The sequence below is a fragment of the Streptomyces sp. G45 genome, from assembly GCF_049542095.1.
GTDB lineage: Bacteria > Actinomycetota > Actinomycetes > Streptomycetales > Streptomycetaceae > Streptomyces.
Genome location: NZ_JBMUZU010000002.1, coordinates 264851 through 283439, shown reverse-complemented (window position 1 = coordinate 283439; position 18589 = coordinate 264851). Strand labels below are relative to the sequence as shown.

The window sequence follows — 18589 nt, the reverse complement described above, 5'->3', positions numbered from 1 at the left end:
CCCGCAGGTGCGGGTCGGTTCGGTGGACGTCCTCGCGGACGAGGAGCGGTCCCGGATTCTCGGGGAGTGGATCGACACCGCGCGGGAGGTGCGTGCCGTATCGCTCCCGCAGCTCTTCGCGGAGCAGGCCGCGCGTACGCCGGACGCGGTCGCCGTCGAGGCCGACGGTCAGTCCCTGACGTACGCCGAGGTCGAGGCGCGCGCCAACCAGATCGCCCGCTGGCTCATCGCTCAGGGCGTCGGCCCGGAGCGGTTCGTGGCCGTGCAGCTGCCGCGTTCCGTGGAGCTGATCGTCACCCTCCTCGCCGTCGCCAAGTCCGGCGGCGCGTACGTGCCGATCGACCCGGAGTACCCGGCCGAGCGCATCGCCTACATCCACGAAGACGCCCGCCCGGTCCTGGTCATCGACGACACGTCGGTGCTCGCGCAGGCGGACGCCCTGTCCGACGCGCCCGTCACGGACGCCGACCGCCTGGCCCCGCTGTCGCTCAACCACCCGGTGTACGTGATCTACACCTCGGGTTCGACGGGCCGCCCCAAGGGCGTCGTCGTCGAGCACGCGTCGGTGGGCGCGTACCTGGAGCGGGCGCGGCACGTGTACCCGGACGCCTCCGGTACGGCGCTGCTGCACTCGTCGGTGGCCTTCGACCTGACCGTCACCGCCCTGTACACGCCGCTGGTGTCCGGCGGCCGGGTCGTGCTGACCGAGCTGGACGAGCACGCCGCCGCCAGCGGCCAGCCGACCTTCATGAAGGTCACCCCCTCCCACCTCGCGATGCTGGACGCCCTGCCGCGTGACGTGTCTCCTTCCGGCACCCTCATCACCGGCGGTGAAGCCCTCCTCGGCGACGTCCTGGACCGCTGGCGCGCCCAGCACCCGGACGTGCGGGTCATCAACGCGTACGGGCCCACCGAAGCCACGGTCAACTGCACCGACTTCGTCATCCCCGCCGGTACGGAGGTGGGCTCGGGCGCGGTGCCGATCGGGCGCCCGTTCTGGAACACCCGGGCGTATGTCCTGGACGCCCAGCTGCGGCCCGTACCCGTGGGCGTGACGGGTGAGCTGTACATCGCGGGCACCGTGCTCGCGCGCGGCTACTGGCAGCGCCCCGGCCTGACCGCCGAGCGGTTCATCGCCGACCCCCACGGCACCCCGGGCGCCCGTATGTACCGCACGGGCGACCTGGCCCGCTGGAACGCCGACGGCCAGCTCGTCTACGCCGGACGCGTCGACGACCAGGTCAAACTCCGCGGCTTCCGCATCGAGCTGGGCGAGATCCAGTCCGTCATCGCCTCGTACGACGGCGTCGACCAGGCCGCCGTGGTCGTCCGCGAGGACCAGCCCGGCGACAAGCGCCTCGTCGCCTACCTCGTCACCGACAGCGCGGACGGGGTGCGCGAGCACGCCGCCGACCGGCTGCCCGAGTACATGGTCCCGTCGGCGTTCGTCGTCCTCGACGAGCTGCCGCTGACCCCCAACGGCAAGCTCGACCGCCGTGCCCTGCCCGCGCCCGACTACGGTTCGCGGGAGGCGGGCCGGGCGCCGCGCGACGCCCGCGAGGAGGTCCTGTGCGGCCTGTTCGCGGAAGTCCTGGGCCTGGACCCCGTGTCGAGTGCCGTCTCCATCGACGACGACTTCTTCGCGCTGGGCGGGCACTCGCTGCTGGCCACCAAGCTCGTCAGCCGCGTCCGTACGGAACTGGGTGCCGAGCTTCCGCTGCGGCAGCTGTTCCAGACGCCGACGGTCGCGGGCCTGGCCGCGACGCTTGAGGGCGCGGCGGCGGCCCGGCGCGAGCTGACGGCCGGGGAGCGCCCGGAGCGGATTCCGCTGTCGTACGCGCAGCAGCGCCTGTGGTTCCTCAACCAGTTCGAGGGCCCCAGCGCCACCTACAACGCGCCGGTCGCGCTGCGCCTCGACGGTCCGCTGGACCGCGCGGCGCTCGGCGAGGCGATCGCCGACCTCGTCGCCCGGCACGAGAGCCTGCGCACGGTCTTCGCGGAGGACGCGCAGGGGCCGCGCCAGATCGTGCTGCCCGTGGCGGAGTCCCGTCCGGAGCTGCCGGTCGTGGAGACCGAGCGGGAGCACCTGGACGCGGCGCTGGCCGAGGCGGCGGGCGAGGCGTTCGACCTGGCCACCGAGATCCCGTTCCGGGCACGGCTCTTCGCGCTCTCACGGGACAGCCACGTCCTGCTGGTCTTGACGCACCACATCGTGAGCGACGCCTGGTCGCGCGGCCCGCTGGCCCGCGACCTGGCCACCGCGTACGCGGCCCGTGTGCGGGGCGAGGCCCCGGCCTGGCAGCCGCTGCCCGTGCAGTACGCCGACTACAGCCTCTGGCAGCGTGACGTCCTCGGCTCCGAGGACGACCCCGACAGCGAGATCTCCCGCCAGCTCACCTACTGGCGGCAGACCCTCGCGGACCTGCCCGACCAGCTCGAACTCCCCACCGACCGGCCGCGTCCCGCCACCGCGTCCTACCGTGGCGACCGCATCGCCTTCGAGGTCCCCGCCGACCTGTACGAGGGGATCTCCGCGCTCGCCCTGGAGACGCAGTCGAGCCCGTTCATGGTGCTCCAGGCGGGTCTCGCGGCCCTCCTGACGCGCCTCGGCGCGGGCACCGACATCCCCCTGGGCACGCCCATCGCGGGCCGCACCGACGACGCCCTCGACGATCTCATCGGCCTGTTCCTGAACACGCTGGTGCTGCGCACGGACACCTCGGGCGACCCGACCTTCCGCGACCTCGTCGAGCGCGTGCGGTCCGGCAACCTGTCGGCGTACGCCCACCAGGACCTGCCCTTCGAGCGCCTGGTGGAGGTCCTGAACCCGGAGCGGTCCCTCGCCCGGCACCCCCTGTTCCAGGTGCTGCTGACCTTCAACAACACCGACTACCGGGGCGCCCTGGAGTCCCTGGACGCGCTGCCCGGCCTGTCGGCGGCGCGCGAGACGGTCGACGTGTCCGTGGCCAAGTTCGACCTGGCCTTCGGCTTCGCCGAGAACCACGGCGAGGGCGGCGCGGCGGACGGCCTCGGCGGTGTCCTGGAGTACAGCACCGACCTGTTCGACCGGGCCACCGCGCAGTCCCTGGCCGACCGCCTGGTGAAGCTGCTGCGCGCCGCGGTCGCCGAACCGGGCCGCCCGGTCGGCACCATCGAACTCCTCGAACCGGCCGAGCGGGGCCGCATCCTGGAGATCTGGAACGACACCGCGTGCACGGTGCCTTCGGAGTCGGCCGTCGAGCTGTTCGAGCGGCAGGCGGCGCGTACTCCGGACGCGGTCGCGCTCGTCGCCGGTGACGTGGAGCTGTCGTACGGGGAGCTGAACGCCTGCGCCGACCGGCTCGCCCGCCTCCTGGCCGACCGGGGCGCCGCCCCCGAGCGGTTCGTGGCCGTCGCGCTGCCGAGGTCCGCCGACCTGATGGTCGCGCTCCTGGCCGTCCTCAAGTCCGGCGCTGCCTACCTGCCGCTGGACACCGAGTACCCGGCCGACCGGCTCGCCTACATGCTCCAGGACGCCACACCCGCGCTCACGCTCACCGGCACCGCGTCCGCCGCGCTGCTGCCGGACGACCCCACGCCCCGGCTGCTCCTTGACGACCCGGAGGTGGCGGCGGCGCTGGCGGACGCGAGCGTGACGGGTGGCCCGGGAGTGCCGGGCGACCCGCGCCGGTCGGCGTACGTCATCTACACCTCCGGTTCCACCGGCCGCCCCAAGGGCGTCGTCGTACCCGGCGGCCCACTGGTCAACTTCCTGACCGCCATGCAGAACCGCTTCCAGCTCACCGCCGGGGACCGGCTGCTGGCGGTGACCACGGTCGGCTTCGACATCGCCGGGCTGGAACTCTTCGTGCCCCTGCTCAACGGCGCCACCGTCGTCCTCGCCGAGCGCGAGACCGTCCGCGACCCGCAGGCCCTCTCCGCGCTGCTGACGTCCTGCGGCGCCTCGGTCATGCAGGCCACCCCGAGTCTGTGGCGTGCCGTCCTCGCGGAGGGCGTCTCCCTGGCCGGGCTGCGCGTGCTCGTCGGCGGCGAGGCCCTGCCCGCGGACCTGGCCAAGGAACTCGTCGCCCAGGCCGCCTCCGTCACCAACCTCTACGGGCCGACCGAGACCACCATCTGGTCCACGGCGTCGCGGATCGACGCGGCCTCCGCCAGCGCCCCGCGCATCGGCAAGCCCATCGCCAACACCCAGGTCTACGTCCTGGACGCCCAGTTGCGGCCCGTCCCGGCCGGAGTCCCCGGTGAGCTGTACATCGCCGGTGACGGCGTCGTACGCGGCTACCACGGCCGCCACGCCCTCACCGCCGAGCGGTTCACCGCCAACCCCTACGGCACTCCGGGCTCCCGGATGTACCGCACCGGCGACCTGGCGCGCTGGAACGCCAGCGGTGACCTGGAGTACCTGGCCCGTGTCGACGACCAGGTCAAGCTGCGCGGCTTCCGCATCGAGCTGGGCGAGATCGAGTCCGTCATCGCGTCCCACACCGGCGTCGCCCAGGCCGCCGTCCTCGTCCGCGAGGACCGCCCCGGCGACAAGCGCCTCGTCGGCTACGTCATCCCGGCCGAGGGCACCGCCGTCGGCGCGGCGGAGCTGCGGCAGCACGTGGGCGCCCAACTGCCGGACTACATGGTGCCGTCGGCGTTCGTGACCATGGACGTCTTCCCCCTGACCGCCAACGGCAAGCTCAACCGGCGCGCCCTGCCCGCACCCGACTACAGCACCGACACCGCCGTCGGCCGTGCGCCGCGCTCGCCCCGTGAAGAGATCCTCTGCGGCCTGTTCGCCGAAGTCCTGGGCCTGGAGTCCGTCTCCATCGACGACGACTTCTTCACCCTCGGCGGCCACTCCCTGCTCGCCACCAAGCTCGTCAGCCGCGTCCGTTCGGCGCTGAGCGTCGAGCTTCCCGTACGCCGTCTCTTCGAAGCGCCCACCGTGGCGCGCCTGAGCGGCGCCCTGGACGGGGCGGGCGCGGCCCGTGCGGCCGTGCGGGCCGTGTCGCCGCGTCCGGCGCGGCTGCCGCTGTCGCTCGCGCAGCGCCGCCTGTGGTTCCTGCACGAGTTCGAGGGCCCCAGCGCCGCGTACAACATCCCCGTCGCGCTGCGCCTGTCCGGCGCGCTCGACCGGGCGGCGATGGAGCAGGCCGTCGCGGACGTCGTGGCGCGGCACGAGTCGCTGCGCACGGTGTTCGCGGAGGACGCGGACGGCCCGTACCAGGTGATCCTGGACGCCGACCGGGCCCGCCCCGAGCTGACGGTGGTCGCCACCGACGAGGCGGGGCTCGGCGCCGAGCTGAGCCGCGCCGCGCGGACCGCGTTCGACCTGCGGGCCGATCTGCCGCTGCGCGCCTGGCTGTTCGAGCTGGGCGGCGACGAGTACGCGCTGCTCGTGGTCGCGCACCACATCGCGGGCGACGCCTGGTCGATGGGCCCGCTGGCCCGCGACCTGACCGCCGCGTACGCGGCGCGCGTCCAAGGTGAGGCCCCGGCCTGGCAGCCGCTGCCCGTGCAGTACGCCGACTACAGCCTCTGGCAGCACGACGTCCTCGGCTCCGAGGACGACGCCGACAGCGAGATCGCGCGCCAGCTCGGCTACTGGCGGCAGACCCTGGCCGGTCTTCCGGAGGAGCTGGCGCTGCCCGCCGACCGGCCGCGCCCGGCGGTCGCCTCCTACCAGGGCGACCGGGTCGAGTTCGAGGTCCCGGCGGCCGTCCACGAGCGGTTGCTCGGGCTCGCCCGGGAGGCGCAGGCCAGCCCGTTCATGGTGCTCCAGGCCGCGCTCGCGACGCTGCTCACCCGGCTGGGCGCGGGCACGGACATCCCGCTGGGCACGCCCATCGCGGGCCGCACGGACGACGCCCTCGACGGCCTGATCGGCTTCTTCGTCAACACGCTCGTGCTGCGCACGGACACGTCCGGCGACCCGACGTTCGCCGAGCTGGTCGCCCGGGTGCGGGAGGCGGACCTGGGGGCGTACGCGCACCAGGACCTGCCGTTCGAGCGTCTGGTGGAGGTCGTCAACCCGGAGCGGTCGCTGTCCCGGCACCCGCTGTTCCAGACCCTGCTGACCTTCAACAACACCGACCAGGGCGCGGCGGAGGCCGTCGCCTCGCTGCCGGGGCTCGCGGTGTCGGGCCAGTCGGTGGACGTGGGCGCGGCGAAGTTCGATCTGTCGTTCCGCTTCGCCGAGACGCGCGCGTCCCGTGCGGACGGCGACGCCCTGCTGAGCGGCGCGCTGGACTTCTCCACCGACCTGTTCGACCGCGCGACGGCCGAGGCGCTGGTGGCGCGGCTGATCAAGGTCCTGGAGACGGTCACGGCCGACCCGCAGGTGCGGGTCGGTGCGGTGGACGTCCTCGCGGACGAGGAGCGGTCCCGGATTCTCGGGGAGTGGATCGACACCGCGCGGGAGGTGCGGGAGGTCTCCCTGCCGCAGCTCTTCGCCGAGCAGGCCGCCCGCACCCCGGACGCGGTCGCCGTCGAGGCCGACGACCAGTCCCTCACGTACGCCGAGGTGGAGGCGCGCGCCAACCAGGTCGCCCGCTGGCTCATCGCCCAGGGCGTGGGCCCCGAGCGGTTCGTGGCCGTGCAGCTGCCGCGTTCCGTGGAGCTGATCGTCACCCTCCTCGCCGTCGCCAAGTCCGGCGGCGCGTACGTGCCGATCGACCCGGAGTACCCGGCCGAGCGCATCGCCTACATCCACGAAGACGCCCGCCCGGTCCTCGTCATCGACAGCCCCGTCTACGGAGAGGCGGCCGATCTGTCCGACGCTCCGGTGACGGACGCCGACCGCCTGGCGCCGCTGTCCCTGCACCACCCGGTGTACGTGATCTACACGTCCGGTTCGACGGGCCGCCCCAAGGGCGTCGTCGTCGAGCACGCCTCTGTCGGCGCCTACTTGGAGCGCGCCCGCCAGGTCTACCCCGACGCGTCGGGCACCGCCCTGCTGCACTCCTCGGTGGCCTTCGACCTGACCGTCACCGCCCTGTACACCCCGCTCGTCTCGGGTGGCCGGGTGGTCCTGACGGAGCTGGACGAGAACGCCGCCGCCAGCGGCCAGCCGACCTTCATGAAGGTCACCCCCTCCCACCTGGCGATGCTCGACGCCCTCCCCCAGGAGGTCTCCCCCTCGGGCACCCTCATCACCGGCGGCGAGGCCCTGCTCGGCGAAGTCCTGGACCGCTGGCGCGCCCAGCACCCGGATGTCAACGTCGTCAACGCGTACGGCCCCACCGAGGCGACCGTCAACTGCACCGACTTCCACCTGGCTCCGGGCACCCCCGTCCAGCCGGGCGCGGTGCCGATCGGCCGCCCGTTCTGGAACACCCGGGCGTATGTCCTGGACGCCCAGCTTCGGCCCGTACCCGTGGGCGTGACCGGCGAGCTGTACATCGCGGGCACGGTCCTGGCGCGCGGCTACTGGCAGCGCCCCGGCCTGACCGCCGAGCGGTTCATCGCCGACCCCCACGGGGCACCCGGCGCCCGCATGTACCGCACCGGCGACCTGGCCCGCTGGAACGCCGACGGCCAGCTCGTCTACGCCGGACGCGTCGACGACCAGGTCAAACTCCGCGGCTTCCGCATCGAACTCGGCGAGATCCAGTCCGTCATCGCCTCGTACGACGGCGTCGACCAGGCCGCCGTGGTCGTCCGCGAGGACCAGCCCGGCGACAAGCGCCTCGTCGCCTACCTGGTCGCCGACAGCGCGGACGGGGCACGCGAGCACGCCGCCGAGCGGCTGCCCGAGTACATGGTCCCGTCGGCGTTCGTCGTCCTCGACGAGCTGCCGCTGACCCCCAACGGCAAGCTCGACCGGCGTGCCCTGCCCGCGCCCGACTACGGCACGGACACCGCCGCCGGGCGCGCGCCGCGCTCGCCGCGCGAGGAGATCCTGTGCGGCCTGTTCGCCGACGTCCTGGGCCTCGGCTCGGTCACGATCGACGACGACTTCTTCGCGCTGGGCGGGCACTCGCTGCTGGCCACCAAGCTCGTCAGCCGCGTCCGGTCCGTGCTCGACGCCGAGCTGCCGGTCCGTCAGCTGTTCCGTACGCCGACCGTGGCGGGCCTGTCGGCCGCGCTCGACGGCGCCGGTGCGGCCCGGCGCGAGCTGACGGCCGGGGAGCGCCCCGCGCGGATCCCGCTGTCGTACGCGCAGCAGCGCCTGTGGTTCCTCAACCAGTTCGAGGGCCCCAGCGCCACCTACAACGTCCCGGTGTCGATCCGGCTGACCGGTCCGCTGGACCGGGAGGCGCTGCGGGCGGCGCTCGGGGACCTCACGGCCCGGCACGAGAGCCTGCGGACGGTGTTCGCCGAGGACGCGGACGGCTCGTACCAGGTGGTCCGGGACGCGGCGGACGCCGTGCCCGAGCTGGCTGTGGTGGAGGTGTCCCCGGAGGACGTCGACGAGCGGCTGCGCGCCGCCGCCCGGCGGGGCTTCGACCTGTCGGTGGAGGCGCCGCTGCGGGCCACGCTGTTCGCGGTGGGCGACGAGGAGCACGTCCTGCTGCTCCTGCTGCACCACATCGTGAGCGACGCCTGGTCGCGCGGCCCGCTGGCCCGCGACCTGGCCGCCGCCTACACCGCCCGCGTGCGGGGCGAGGCCCCGGCCTGGCAGCCGCTGCCGGTGCAGTACGCCGACTACAGCCTGTGGCAGCGTGACGTCCTCGGCTCCGAGGACGACCCCGACAGTGAGATCGCGCGTCAGCTCGGCTACTGGAAGCAGGCCCTCGCGGACCTGCCCGACCAGCTGGAGCTGCCCACCGACCGGCCGCGGCCCGCCGTCGCCTCCTACCGTGGCGACCGCATCCCGTTCGAGGTCCCGGCGGACCTGTACGAGCGGGTCACGGCGCTCGCCCGGGAGACGCAGGCCAGCCCGTTCATGGTGCTCCAGGCGGCGCTGGCGTCCCTGCTCACGCGGCTGGGCGCGGGCACGGACATCCCGCTGGGCACGCCCATCGCGGGCCGCACCGACGACGCCCTCGACGATCTCATCGGCGTGTTCATCAACACCCTGGTGCTGCGCACCGACACGTCCGGCGACCCGACGGCGCGCGCGCTGATCGAGCGCGTCCGCGAGACGGACCTCGCCGCGTACGCCCACCAGGACCTGCCCTTCGAGCGCCTGGTGGAGGTCCTGAACCCGGAGCGGTCCCTGTCCCGGCACCCCCTCTTCCAGGTGCTGCTCACCCTCAACAACACGGGCGCGGCGGACACCGACGAGACCGTCGCCCAGCTGCCCGGCCTGGCGGTCGAGCGGGCGGCGACGGACACCGGCGTCGGCAAGTTCGACCTGTCCTTCGCCTTCGCCGAGCGGCGCGGGACGGCGGACGGTCCCGGCGCGCTGCGGGGTGTCCTGGAGTACAGCACCGACCTGTTCGACCGGGCCACGGTCGAGGGCCTGGGCCGCCGCTTCCTGCGCGTCCTGACGGCCATGGTCAGCGCACCCGACGAGCCGATCGGCCGCGCGGAACTCCTCGAACCGGCCGAGCGGGGCCGCATCCTGGAGATCTGGAACGACACCGCGTGCACGGTGCCTTCGGAGTCGGCCGTCGAGCTGTTCGAGCAGCAGGCGGCCCGCACGCCGGACGCGGTCGCGCTCGTCGCGGGCGGTACCGAGCTGTCGTACGCGGAGCTGAACGCCCGCGCCGACCGGCTCGCCCGGCTCCTTGCCGACCGGGGCGCCGCCCCCGAGCGGTTCGTCGCGGTGGCCCTGCCGCGCACGGCGGAGCTGATGGTCGCCCTGCTCGCGGTCCTCAAGTCCGGCGCTGCCTACCTGCCGCTGGACACCGAGTACCCGGCCGACCGGCTCGCCTACATGCTCCAGGACGCCGCACCCGTCCTGGTGGTGACGTCGGCCGAGCTGAGCGCCGAGCTGCCGGAGACCGACGTGCCGAGCGTCCTCCTGGACGACCCGGAGGTGGCGGCGGCGCTGGCGGACGCGAGCGTGACCGGCGGCGTCCGGGTCCCGGGCGACCCGCGCCGGTCGGCGTACGTCATCTACACCTCCGGTTCCACGGGCCGCCCCAAGGGCGTCGTCGTACCCGGCGGTCCGCTGGTCAACTTCCTGACCGCCATGCAGAACCGCTTCCACCTGGCCGCCGGGGACCGGCTGCTGGCGGTGACCACGGTCGGCTTCGACATCGCCGGGCTTGAGCTGTTCACCCCGCTGCTCAACGGCGCCACCGTGGTCCTCGCCGAGCGCGAGACCGTCCGCGACCCGCAGGCCCTCTCCGCGCTGCTGACGTCCTGCGGCGCCTCGGTCATGCAGGCCACCCCGAGCCTCTGGCGCGCCCTGCTCGCCGAGGGCGCGGAGCTGGCCGGGCTGCGGGTCCTGGTGGGCGGCGAGGCCCTGCCCGCCGACCTCGCCAAGGAACTCGTCGCCCGCGCCGCCTCCGTCACCAACCTCTACGGGCCGACCGAGACCACCATCTGGTCCACGGCGTCGCGGATCGACGCGGCCTCCGCCAGTGCCCCGCGCATCGGCAAGCCCATCGCCAACACCCAGGTCTACGTCCTGGACGCCCAGTTGCGGCCCGTCCCGGCCGGGGTGCCCGGTGAGCTGTACATCGCCGGTGACGGCGTCGTACGCGGCTACCACGGCCGCCACGCGCTCACCGCCGAGCGGTTCGTCGCCGATCCGTTCGCGTCGAACGGCTCGCGGATGTACCGCACGGGCGACCTGGCGCGCTGGAACGCCAGCGGTGACCTGGAGTACCTGGCCCGCGTCGACGACCAGGTCAAGCTGCGCGGCTTCCGCATCGAGCTGGGCGAGATCGAGTCCGTGATCGCCGGGCACGACGGCGTCACGCAGGCCGCCGTCCTCGTCCGCGAGGACCGCCCCGGCGACAAGCGCCTCGTCGGCTACGTCATCCCGGCCGAGCAGGGGGCGCCCACCACGGCCGCCCTGCGCGAGCACGTGGCGGCCCAACTGCCCGACTACATGGTGCCGTCGGCGTTCGTGACAATGGCCGCCTTCCCCTGACCGCCAACGGCAAGCTGAACCGGCGCGCCCTGCCCGCGCCCGACTACAGCACCGACACCGCCACCGGTCGCGCCCCGCGCTCGCCGCGCGAAGAGATCCTGTGCGGCCTGTTCGCGGAGGTCCTGGGCCTGGAGTCCGTCTCCATCGACGACGACTTCTTCGCCCTCGGCGGGCACTCCCTGCTCGCCACCAAGCTCGTCAGCCGCGTCCGCACGGTGCTCGGTGTCGAGCTGGCGGTGCGGCAGCTGTTCGAGGCGCCCACGGTGGCGCGCCTGGGCGGCGCCCTGGACGGGGCGGCGCGGGCGCGCGGCGGTGTGGTGCCGGTGGTGCGGCCCGCGCGGGTGCCGCTGTCGCACGGGCAGCAGCGGCTGTGGTTCCTGAAGGAGCTGGAGGGTCCGAGCGACGCGTACAACGTGCCGGTCTCCCTCGACCTGACGGGCCCGGTGGACGCCGAGGCGCTGCGGGCGGCGCTCGCCGACGTGGCGGCGCGGCACGAGAGCCTGCGCACGGTGTTCGCGCAGGGCGCGGACGGCGCCGCGTTCCAGGTGGTCCTGGAGGCGGAGCGGGCGCGGCCCGAGCTGGTTGTGGAGAAGGTGGCGGCGGCCGACGTCGACCGGAGGCTGCGCCGCGCGGCGGGCTACGTCTTCGACCTGGAGTCGGAGATCCCGCTGCGGGCCTGGCTGTTCGACCAGAGCGACGACGAGCCCGACCGGTACGCCCTGCTGCTCCTGACGCACCACATCGCCAGCGACGCCTGGTCCCGCACCCTCCTGGTGCGCGATCTGACGGCGGCGTACGCGGCGCGCGTCCAGGGAGAGGCCCCGGCGTGGGCGCCGCTGCCGGTGCAGTACGCCGACTACAGCGTCTGGCAGCGCGAGACCCTCGGCGACGAGGAGAACTCCGGCAGCGAGGCGGCGCGTCAGCTCGAGTACTGGGAGCAGGCCCTGGCCGGGCTTCCGGAGGAGCTGGAGCTGCCCGTGGACCGGCCGCGCGGCTCGGAGCCGTCGTACGCGGGTGACCGGGTGCCGTTCGCGATCCCGGCGGATGTGCACCAGCGGCTGCTGCGGCTCGCCCGGGAGACGCAGGCCAGCCCGTTCATGGTGCTCCAGGCGGGCCTGGCGACGCTGCTGACGCGGCTCGGCGCGGGCACGGACATCCCGCTGGGCACGCCGATCGCGGGCCGTGGCGACGACGCGCTCGACGACCTCGTCGGGTTCTTCGTGAACACCCTCGTCCTGCGCACCGACACGTCCGGCGACCCGACGTTCACGGAGCTGATCGGCCGGGTGCGGGAGGCGGACCTGGGGGCGTACGCGCACCAGGACCTGCCGTTCGAGCGCCTGGTGGACCTGGTCAGCCCGGAGCGGTCGCTGGCCCGGCACCCGCTGTTCCAGACGATGCTGAGCTACGACAACGCCAGCCGCTCCACGGGCGGCGGGGCGCTCGCGGAGCTGCCCGGCCTGACGGTGACGGGGCGTCCGCTGGGCGCGCCGTCGGCGAAGTTCGACCTGTCCTTCGAGATCGCCGAGCGCGTCGACGCGTCGGGCGCTCCGGACGGGGTGAGCTGCGCCCTGGACTACAGCACGGACCTGTTCGACCGGGCGACCGCCGAGTCGCTCGCCGAGCGGTTCGTGCGGGTCCTTGAGGCGATGGCCGACGACCCGGAGCAGCGCGTCAGCGCCGTCGAGGTGCTGTCGGACGGCGAGCGGCGGCGGATGCTCGCCGACTGGAACGACACGGCGTCCGACCTCGCTTCGGCGGGCTCCATCCAGGCCCTGTTCGAGGAGTGGGCGGCCCGCACGCCGGACGCGGTCGCGCTCGTCGCGGGCGGTACCGAGCTGTCGTACGCGGAGCTGGACGCGCGCGCCAACCGGCTCGCGCACCATCTGATCGGGCTCGGCGTGCGGCCGGAGAGCCGGGTCGCCGTCCTCCAGGAGCGGACCGCCGACCTGGTGGTGTCGACGCTCGCGATCCTGAAGGCGGGCGGCGCCTATGTGCCGATCGACCCGAACCAGCCCGCGAGCCGCTCGGAGTTCATCCTCGCCGACACCGAGGCGGTGGCGCTGCTCACCGACCGGGAGCCCGACGCGGTCGGCTTCGCGGTGGCCGCGCCGGTGGTGCGCGTCGGCGCGGCCCTGGACCTGTCGGCGTACCCGGCGTCGGCGCCGGACGTGGTCACGCACCCCGAGCAGCTGGCGTACACGATGTACACGTCCGGTTCGACGGGCACTCCGAAGGGCGTGGGCAACACCCACCGCAACGTGGTGCACCTGGCGGCCGACCGGTACTGGACGGGCGGCCACCACGAGCGGGTCCTGATGCACTCGCCGTACGCGTTCGACGCGTCCACCTTCGAGATGTGGACGCCGCTGCTGACCGGCGGCCGGGTCGTGGTCGCCCCGGCGGGCCGCCTGGACGCGGCCGACCTGGCGGCGGTCATCGCCGAGCAGCGGGTGACGGGCCTGTTCGTCAGCGCCGGTCTGTTCCGGGTGCTCGCCGAGGAGCGGCCGGAGGCGTTCTCCGGAGTGCGGGAGATCTGGGCCGGTGGTGACGTGGTGTCGCCGGTCGCGGTCCGCCGGGTCCTGGAGGCCTGCCCCGACACGGTGGTGGCCAACGAGTACGGTCCTACGGAGACGACGGTGTTCTCCACCGTCAATCAGATGCGGGCGCACGAGACGCTGCCGGAGACGGTGGTGCCGATCGGCCGTCCGCTGTGGAACACCCGGGTGTACGTCCTGGACGAGCGGCTGCGGCCGGTCGCGCCGGGTGTCAGCGGTGAGCTGTACATCGCCGGTGCGGGTGTGGCGCGCGGCTACGCGGGCCGCCGGGGCCTGACGGCGCAGCGGTTCGTCGCCGACCCGTTCGGGGGCGACGGCGGGCGCATGTACCGCACGGGTGACGTGGTGCGCTGGCGGGCGGACGGGCGCCTTGAGTTCGTGGGGCGCGTCGACGACCAGGTGAAGCTGCGCGGCTTCCGCATCGAGCTGGGCGAGGTCGAGGCGGTGCTCGCCGCGCGCGCCGAGGTGGCGCAGGCCGCGGTGGTGCTGCGCGAGGACCGGCCGGGCGACAAGCGGCTCGTCGGCTACGTCGTGGCCGCCGCGGGCGCGCTGGTGGACCGCGAGGAGCTGCGCTCGCACGTGGCGGCGTCGCTGCCGGAGTACATGGTGCCGTCGGCGGTGGTGGTCCTCGACGAGCTGCCGCTGACGCTCAACGGCAAGCTGGACCGGCGGGCGCTGCCCGCCCCGGACTACGGGACGGCGTCCGCCGGGCGCGGGCCGCGCACGGAGCGCGAGAAGACCCTGGTGGGCCTGTTCGCGGACGTCCTGGGGCTCGCCGAGGTGGGGGTCGACGACGGGTTCTTCGACCTGGGCGGCGACAGCATCATGGCGATCCAGCTCGTCAGCCGGGCCCGCCGGGCCGGTCTCGAACTGTCCGTGCGGGACGTGTTCGAGCAGCGGACGGCGGCGGCGCTCGCGGAGACCGTCACCGAGGCCGGTGCCGGTGCCGTGGAGGAGCCGGGCGCCGGGGTGGGCGAGGTGCCGCTCACGCCGATCGTGCGCTGGTTCCTGGACCAGGGCGGCCCCGTCGGGCAGTTCAACCAGTCGCGGCTCGTGCAGGTGCCCGCGTCGCTGCGCCACGACGACCTGGTGACGGTCGTGCAGACGGTCCTGGACCACCACGACGCGCTGCGCGCCCGCCTCGCCGACGGCGCCTTCGGGCCCCGCCTGGTGATCGGTGAGCCCGGCTCGGTGGACGCCGCCGAGCGGGTGCTGCGCGTGGACGCCACGGGCCTGGACGAGGCGGCGCAGCAGGAGCTGGTGCGCGCCCACACCGAGGCGGCCCGTGAGCGCCTAGACGCGGCGGCGGGCTCCCTGGTGCAGGTGGTGTGGTTCGACCGGGGCCGCGAGCAGGCGGGCGTGCTGCTCGTCCTGGTGCACCACCTGGTGGTGGACGGCGTGTCCTGGCGCGTGCTCGTGCCGGACCTGGCGGAGGCGCACCGGGCCGTCGCGGCGGGCCGGACGCCCGAACTCCAGCCGGTGGGCACGTCGCTGCGCCGCTGGGCCGAGCGCCTGAACGAGGCGGCGGCGAAGCCCGTGCGGGCCGCGGAGGCCGCGTGGTGGCGTGCGGTGCTGCGCGACGGTGACGCGGCGCTCGGCGCCCGTCCGCTGGACGCGGCGAAGGACACGTACGCCACGGCCGGGCACGTCAGCGTGACGCTGCCGGTGGCGACCACGGAGGCGGTCCTGACGACGGTGCCGTCGGCGTTCCACGCCGAGGTCAACGACGTGCTGCTGGCCGCGTTCGCGCTGGCCTGGTCGACGTGGCGGGGCGGCGGTGTGCTGCTCGACCTGGAGGGCCACGGCCGTGAGGAGGACGTGGTCGACCACGCCGACCTGTCGCGCACCGTGGGCTGGTTCACGAACCTGTACCCGGTGCGCGTGGACGGCGGCTCCTTTGACGCGGGTGACGCGTGGGCGGGCGGCCCGGCCGCTGGTGAGGTCCTCAAGCGCGTCAAGGAGCAGCTGCGGGCGGTGCCCGACAAGGGCATGGGCCACGGCATGGTCCGCTACCTGAACCCGGAGACCCGGGAGTCGTTCGCGGACCTGCCGCACCCCCAGGTGGGCTTCAACTACCTGGGCCGCTTCACCACCGCCGACGCCGAGGACGCGGGCAGCGCGGCCGTGCCGGACTGGACGGTCCTCGGCACCGCGTCCGGCATCGGCGGCACCGACCCGCGGGTGCCGCTTGCGCACGGCCTGGAGCTGAACGCCCGTACCAACGACGGGCCGCGCGGCCCGGAGCTGAACGCGACGTGGACGTTCGCGCGGGGCCTGCTCTCCGAAGCGGAGGTGCGGGAGCTGGCGGACCTGTGGTTCAAGGCGCTGGAGGCGCTGGTCGCGCACGCCGAGCGCCCCGACGCGGGCGGCCTGACCGTGTCCGACGTGTCGCTGAGCCTGCTCAGCCAAGACGAAATCGACCTGCTTGAAGACGAGTGGAGGACGCTGTGACGGCGACCCGGTCCGGACTACAGGACATCCTGCCCCTGACGCCGCTACAGGAGGGCCTGCTCTTCCACAGCGTGTACGACGAGGGCGCCCCGGACGTCTACCTGGTGCAGCAGGCCATCGACCTGGAGGGCGACCTGGACGTGGCGGCGCTGCGCGCCGCCGGTCAGGGCCTGCTCGACCGGCACGCCAACCTGCGGGCGGCGTTCCGGTACTCCGGGGTGAAGCAGCCGGTGCAGCTCATCCCGCACCGCGCGGAGCTGCCCTGGCACGAGGTGGACCTGACGCACCTGCCCCAGGCGGAGCGCCAGGCGGCGGCCGACCGGGCCCTGGAGGAGGACCGGCTCACCCGGTTCGACGTGGGCCGCCCGCCGCTGCTGCGGTTCACGCTGATCCGCCTGGGCGGGCAGCGCTACCGCTTCGTCCTGACGAACCATCACATCCTGCTCGACGGCTGGTCCAAGCCCATGCTGGTGCGCGAACTGCTCGCGCTGTACGCGGCCAAGGGCGACGCCAGCGGCCTGCCCCGGGTGCGCCCCTACCGCGACTACCTGGGCTGGCTGGCCCGGCAGGACCGGGGCGCGGCGCTTGACGCCTGGCGCGGGGTGCTCGACGGGCTCGACGGGCCCACCCTGGTGGCGCCGGGCGCGGGCGAGCGCACGCCGCGGGTGCCGGGCCGCCTGGAGCGGGAGCTGGACTCCGCCGCGTACCAGGACCTGGCGGCTCTGGCGCGGGCCCGCGGGCTGACCCTCAACACCCTGGTGCAGGGCGCCTGGGCGGTCGTCCTCGGGCGGCTCACCGGCCGGGACGACGTGGTGTTCGGCACCACCGTGTCCGGGCGGCCGCCGGAGGTCGCGGGGATCGAGACGATGGTGGGCCTGTTCATCAACACCGTGCCGGTGCGGGTGCGGCTGCGCCCCGCCGAGCCGCTCCTGGAGACGCTGCGGCGCGTCCAGGACGAGCAGACCCGCCTCCAGGCGCACCAGCAGATCGGCCTCGCCGACATCCAGCGCCTCGCGGGCACCGGCGAACTCTTCGACACCACCATGGTGTTCGAGAACTATCCGCTGGACATCGGCGCCGAGGGCGACGACTCCCATGGCTTCGACGGCCTGAAGGTCCTCGGCACCCGCAACCGCGACGCCACGCACTACCCGCTCGCCCTGGTCGCCGTCGGCCGCGGCGGCCTGAGGCTCCGTCTGGACCACCAGCCCGACCTGGTGTCCGCCGAGGTCGCCCAGGCCGTCCTGGACCGCCTGGAGCGGGTCCTGAGGTCCCTGGCCGCCGAGCCGGGGCTGCCCACGGGCCGCCTCGACGCGCTGTCCGCCGACGAGCGGAGCGCGGCCCTGGCGCCGGGCGTGGGCGCCGCCCCGGCCGCGCTCGCGGGCACCTCGCTGCCCGCCGCGTTCCGCGCCCAGGCGGCCCGCACGCCCGGGGCGACGGCCGTCGTCCACGGCGGCACCGCTCTGGACTACGCCACACTCGACGCCGCCTCCGACCGCCTCGCCCACCGCCTGGTCGCGCTCGGCGTGCGCGCCGAGACCCCGGTGGCGCTGCTGATGGACCGCTCCGCCGACCTGGTCGTCGCGATCCTCGGCGCCCTGAAGGCGGGCGGCGCGTACACGCCGCTGCACCACAACGACCCTCCGGAGCGACTGCGGGCGGTCGTGGAGCGCACGGGCGCGCCCGTCGTCCTCACGGACGCGGCGAACGCGGAGCGGGCGGCCGGGCTCGGGGTGGCGGTGGTCGCCGTGGATGACGCTGAGTCCTCGTACGAGGATCTGGGGGCGTCGGCGGCCTTGGACGCGGCGGGCGCGGCGGGCGCGGCGGGCGTGCCGGGCTCCTTGGGCGCGTCGGCGGCCTCGGGCGCGTCGGCGGCCTTGGACGCGGCGGGCGCCCCGGGTGCCCCCGGTGGCGCCCCGCGCCCGGAGGCGCTGCCGGAGCCGCACGCCGACCAGCTCGCCTATGTGATGCACACCTCCGGCTCCACGGGCCTGCCCAAGGGCGTCGGCGTCACCCACCGGGCCGTGCTCGAACTGGCCGCCGACGCGTCGTTCGCGTCCGGCGCGCACGAGCGGGTCCTGGTGCACTCCCCGCACGCCTTCGACGCCTCCACGTACGAGCTGTGGGTGCCGCTGCTGCGCGGCGGCACCGCCGTGGTCGCCCCGGCGGGGAACCTGGACGCGCCGGGCCTCGGCAAGGTCGTCGCCGAGCACGGCGTCACCGGCCTGTGGCTGACGTCCGGCCTGTTCCAGCTGGTCGCCGACGAGGGCCCCGAGCACCTGGCGGGCGTCGCCGAGGTGTGGACCGGCGGCGACGTCGTCCCGGCCGCCGCGGTGCGCCGCGTCATGGACGCCTGCCCGGGCATCGCCGTCGTCGACGGCTACGGCCCTACGGAGACCACGACGTTCGCCCTGCACCACAAGGTCGCCCCGGGCACGCCCGTGCCTTCGGAGATGCCGATCGGCTCCCCCTGGACGGCACCCGGCTGCTCGTCCTGGACAGCGCGCTGCGCCCGGTCGCCCCCGGCCTGCCCGGGGAGCTGTACATCGCGGGCGCGGGCCTGGCCCGCGGCTACTGGCGGCGCCCCGGCCTGACCGCCGAG

Annotated in this window: 3 protein-coding genes; all 3 read left to right on the top strand. The window is 74.5% G+C overall.

Annotated features, from left to right (window positions below; all coding sequences use genetic code 11):
- Window positions 1–22 precede the first annotated feature (22 nt).
- Genes ACOBQU_RS40030 through ACOBQU_RS40020 form a run of 3 tightly spaced genes read left to right on the top strand, consistent with a single transcriptional unit; the run spans window position 23 to window position 18581 of the window.
- Entirely contained in the window at window positions 23–10978 is a 10956-nt protein-coding gene (locus ACOBQU_RS40030) for an amino acid adenylation domain-containing protein (RefSeq protein WP_423635612.1), read from the top strand.
- Complete coding sequence (locus ACOBQU_RS40025; RefSeq protein WP_423635610.1) at window positions 10975–15987, top strand: amino acid adenylation domain-containing protein; 5013 nt, start codon at window positions 10975–10977, stop codon at window positions 15985–15987. The genes ACOBQU_RS40030 and ACOBQU_RS40025 overlap by 4 nt, the downstream gene beginning before the upstream one ends.
- Window positions 15984–18581 carry a condensation domain-containing protein gene (locus ACOBQU_RS40020; RefSeq protein WP_423635457.1) on the top strand — a complete coding sequence of 866 codons (2598 nt, stop codon included), beginning with the start codon at window positions 15984–15986 and terminating at the stop codon, window positions 18579–18581. The genes ACOBQU_RS40025 and ACOBQU_RS40020 overlap by 4 nt, the downstream gene beginning before the upstream one ends.
- Window positions 18582–18589: the final 8 nt, after the last annotated feature.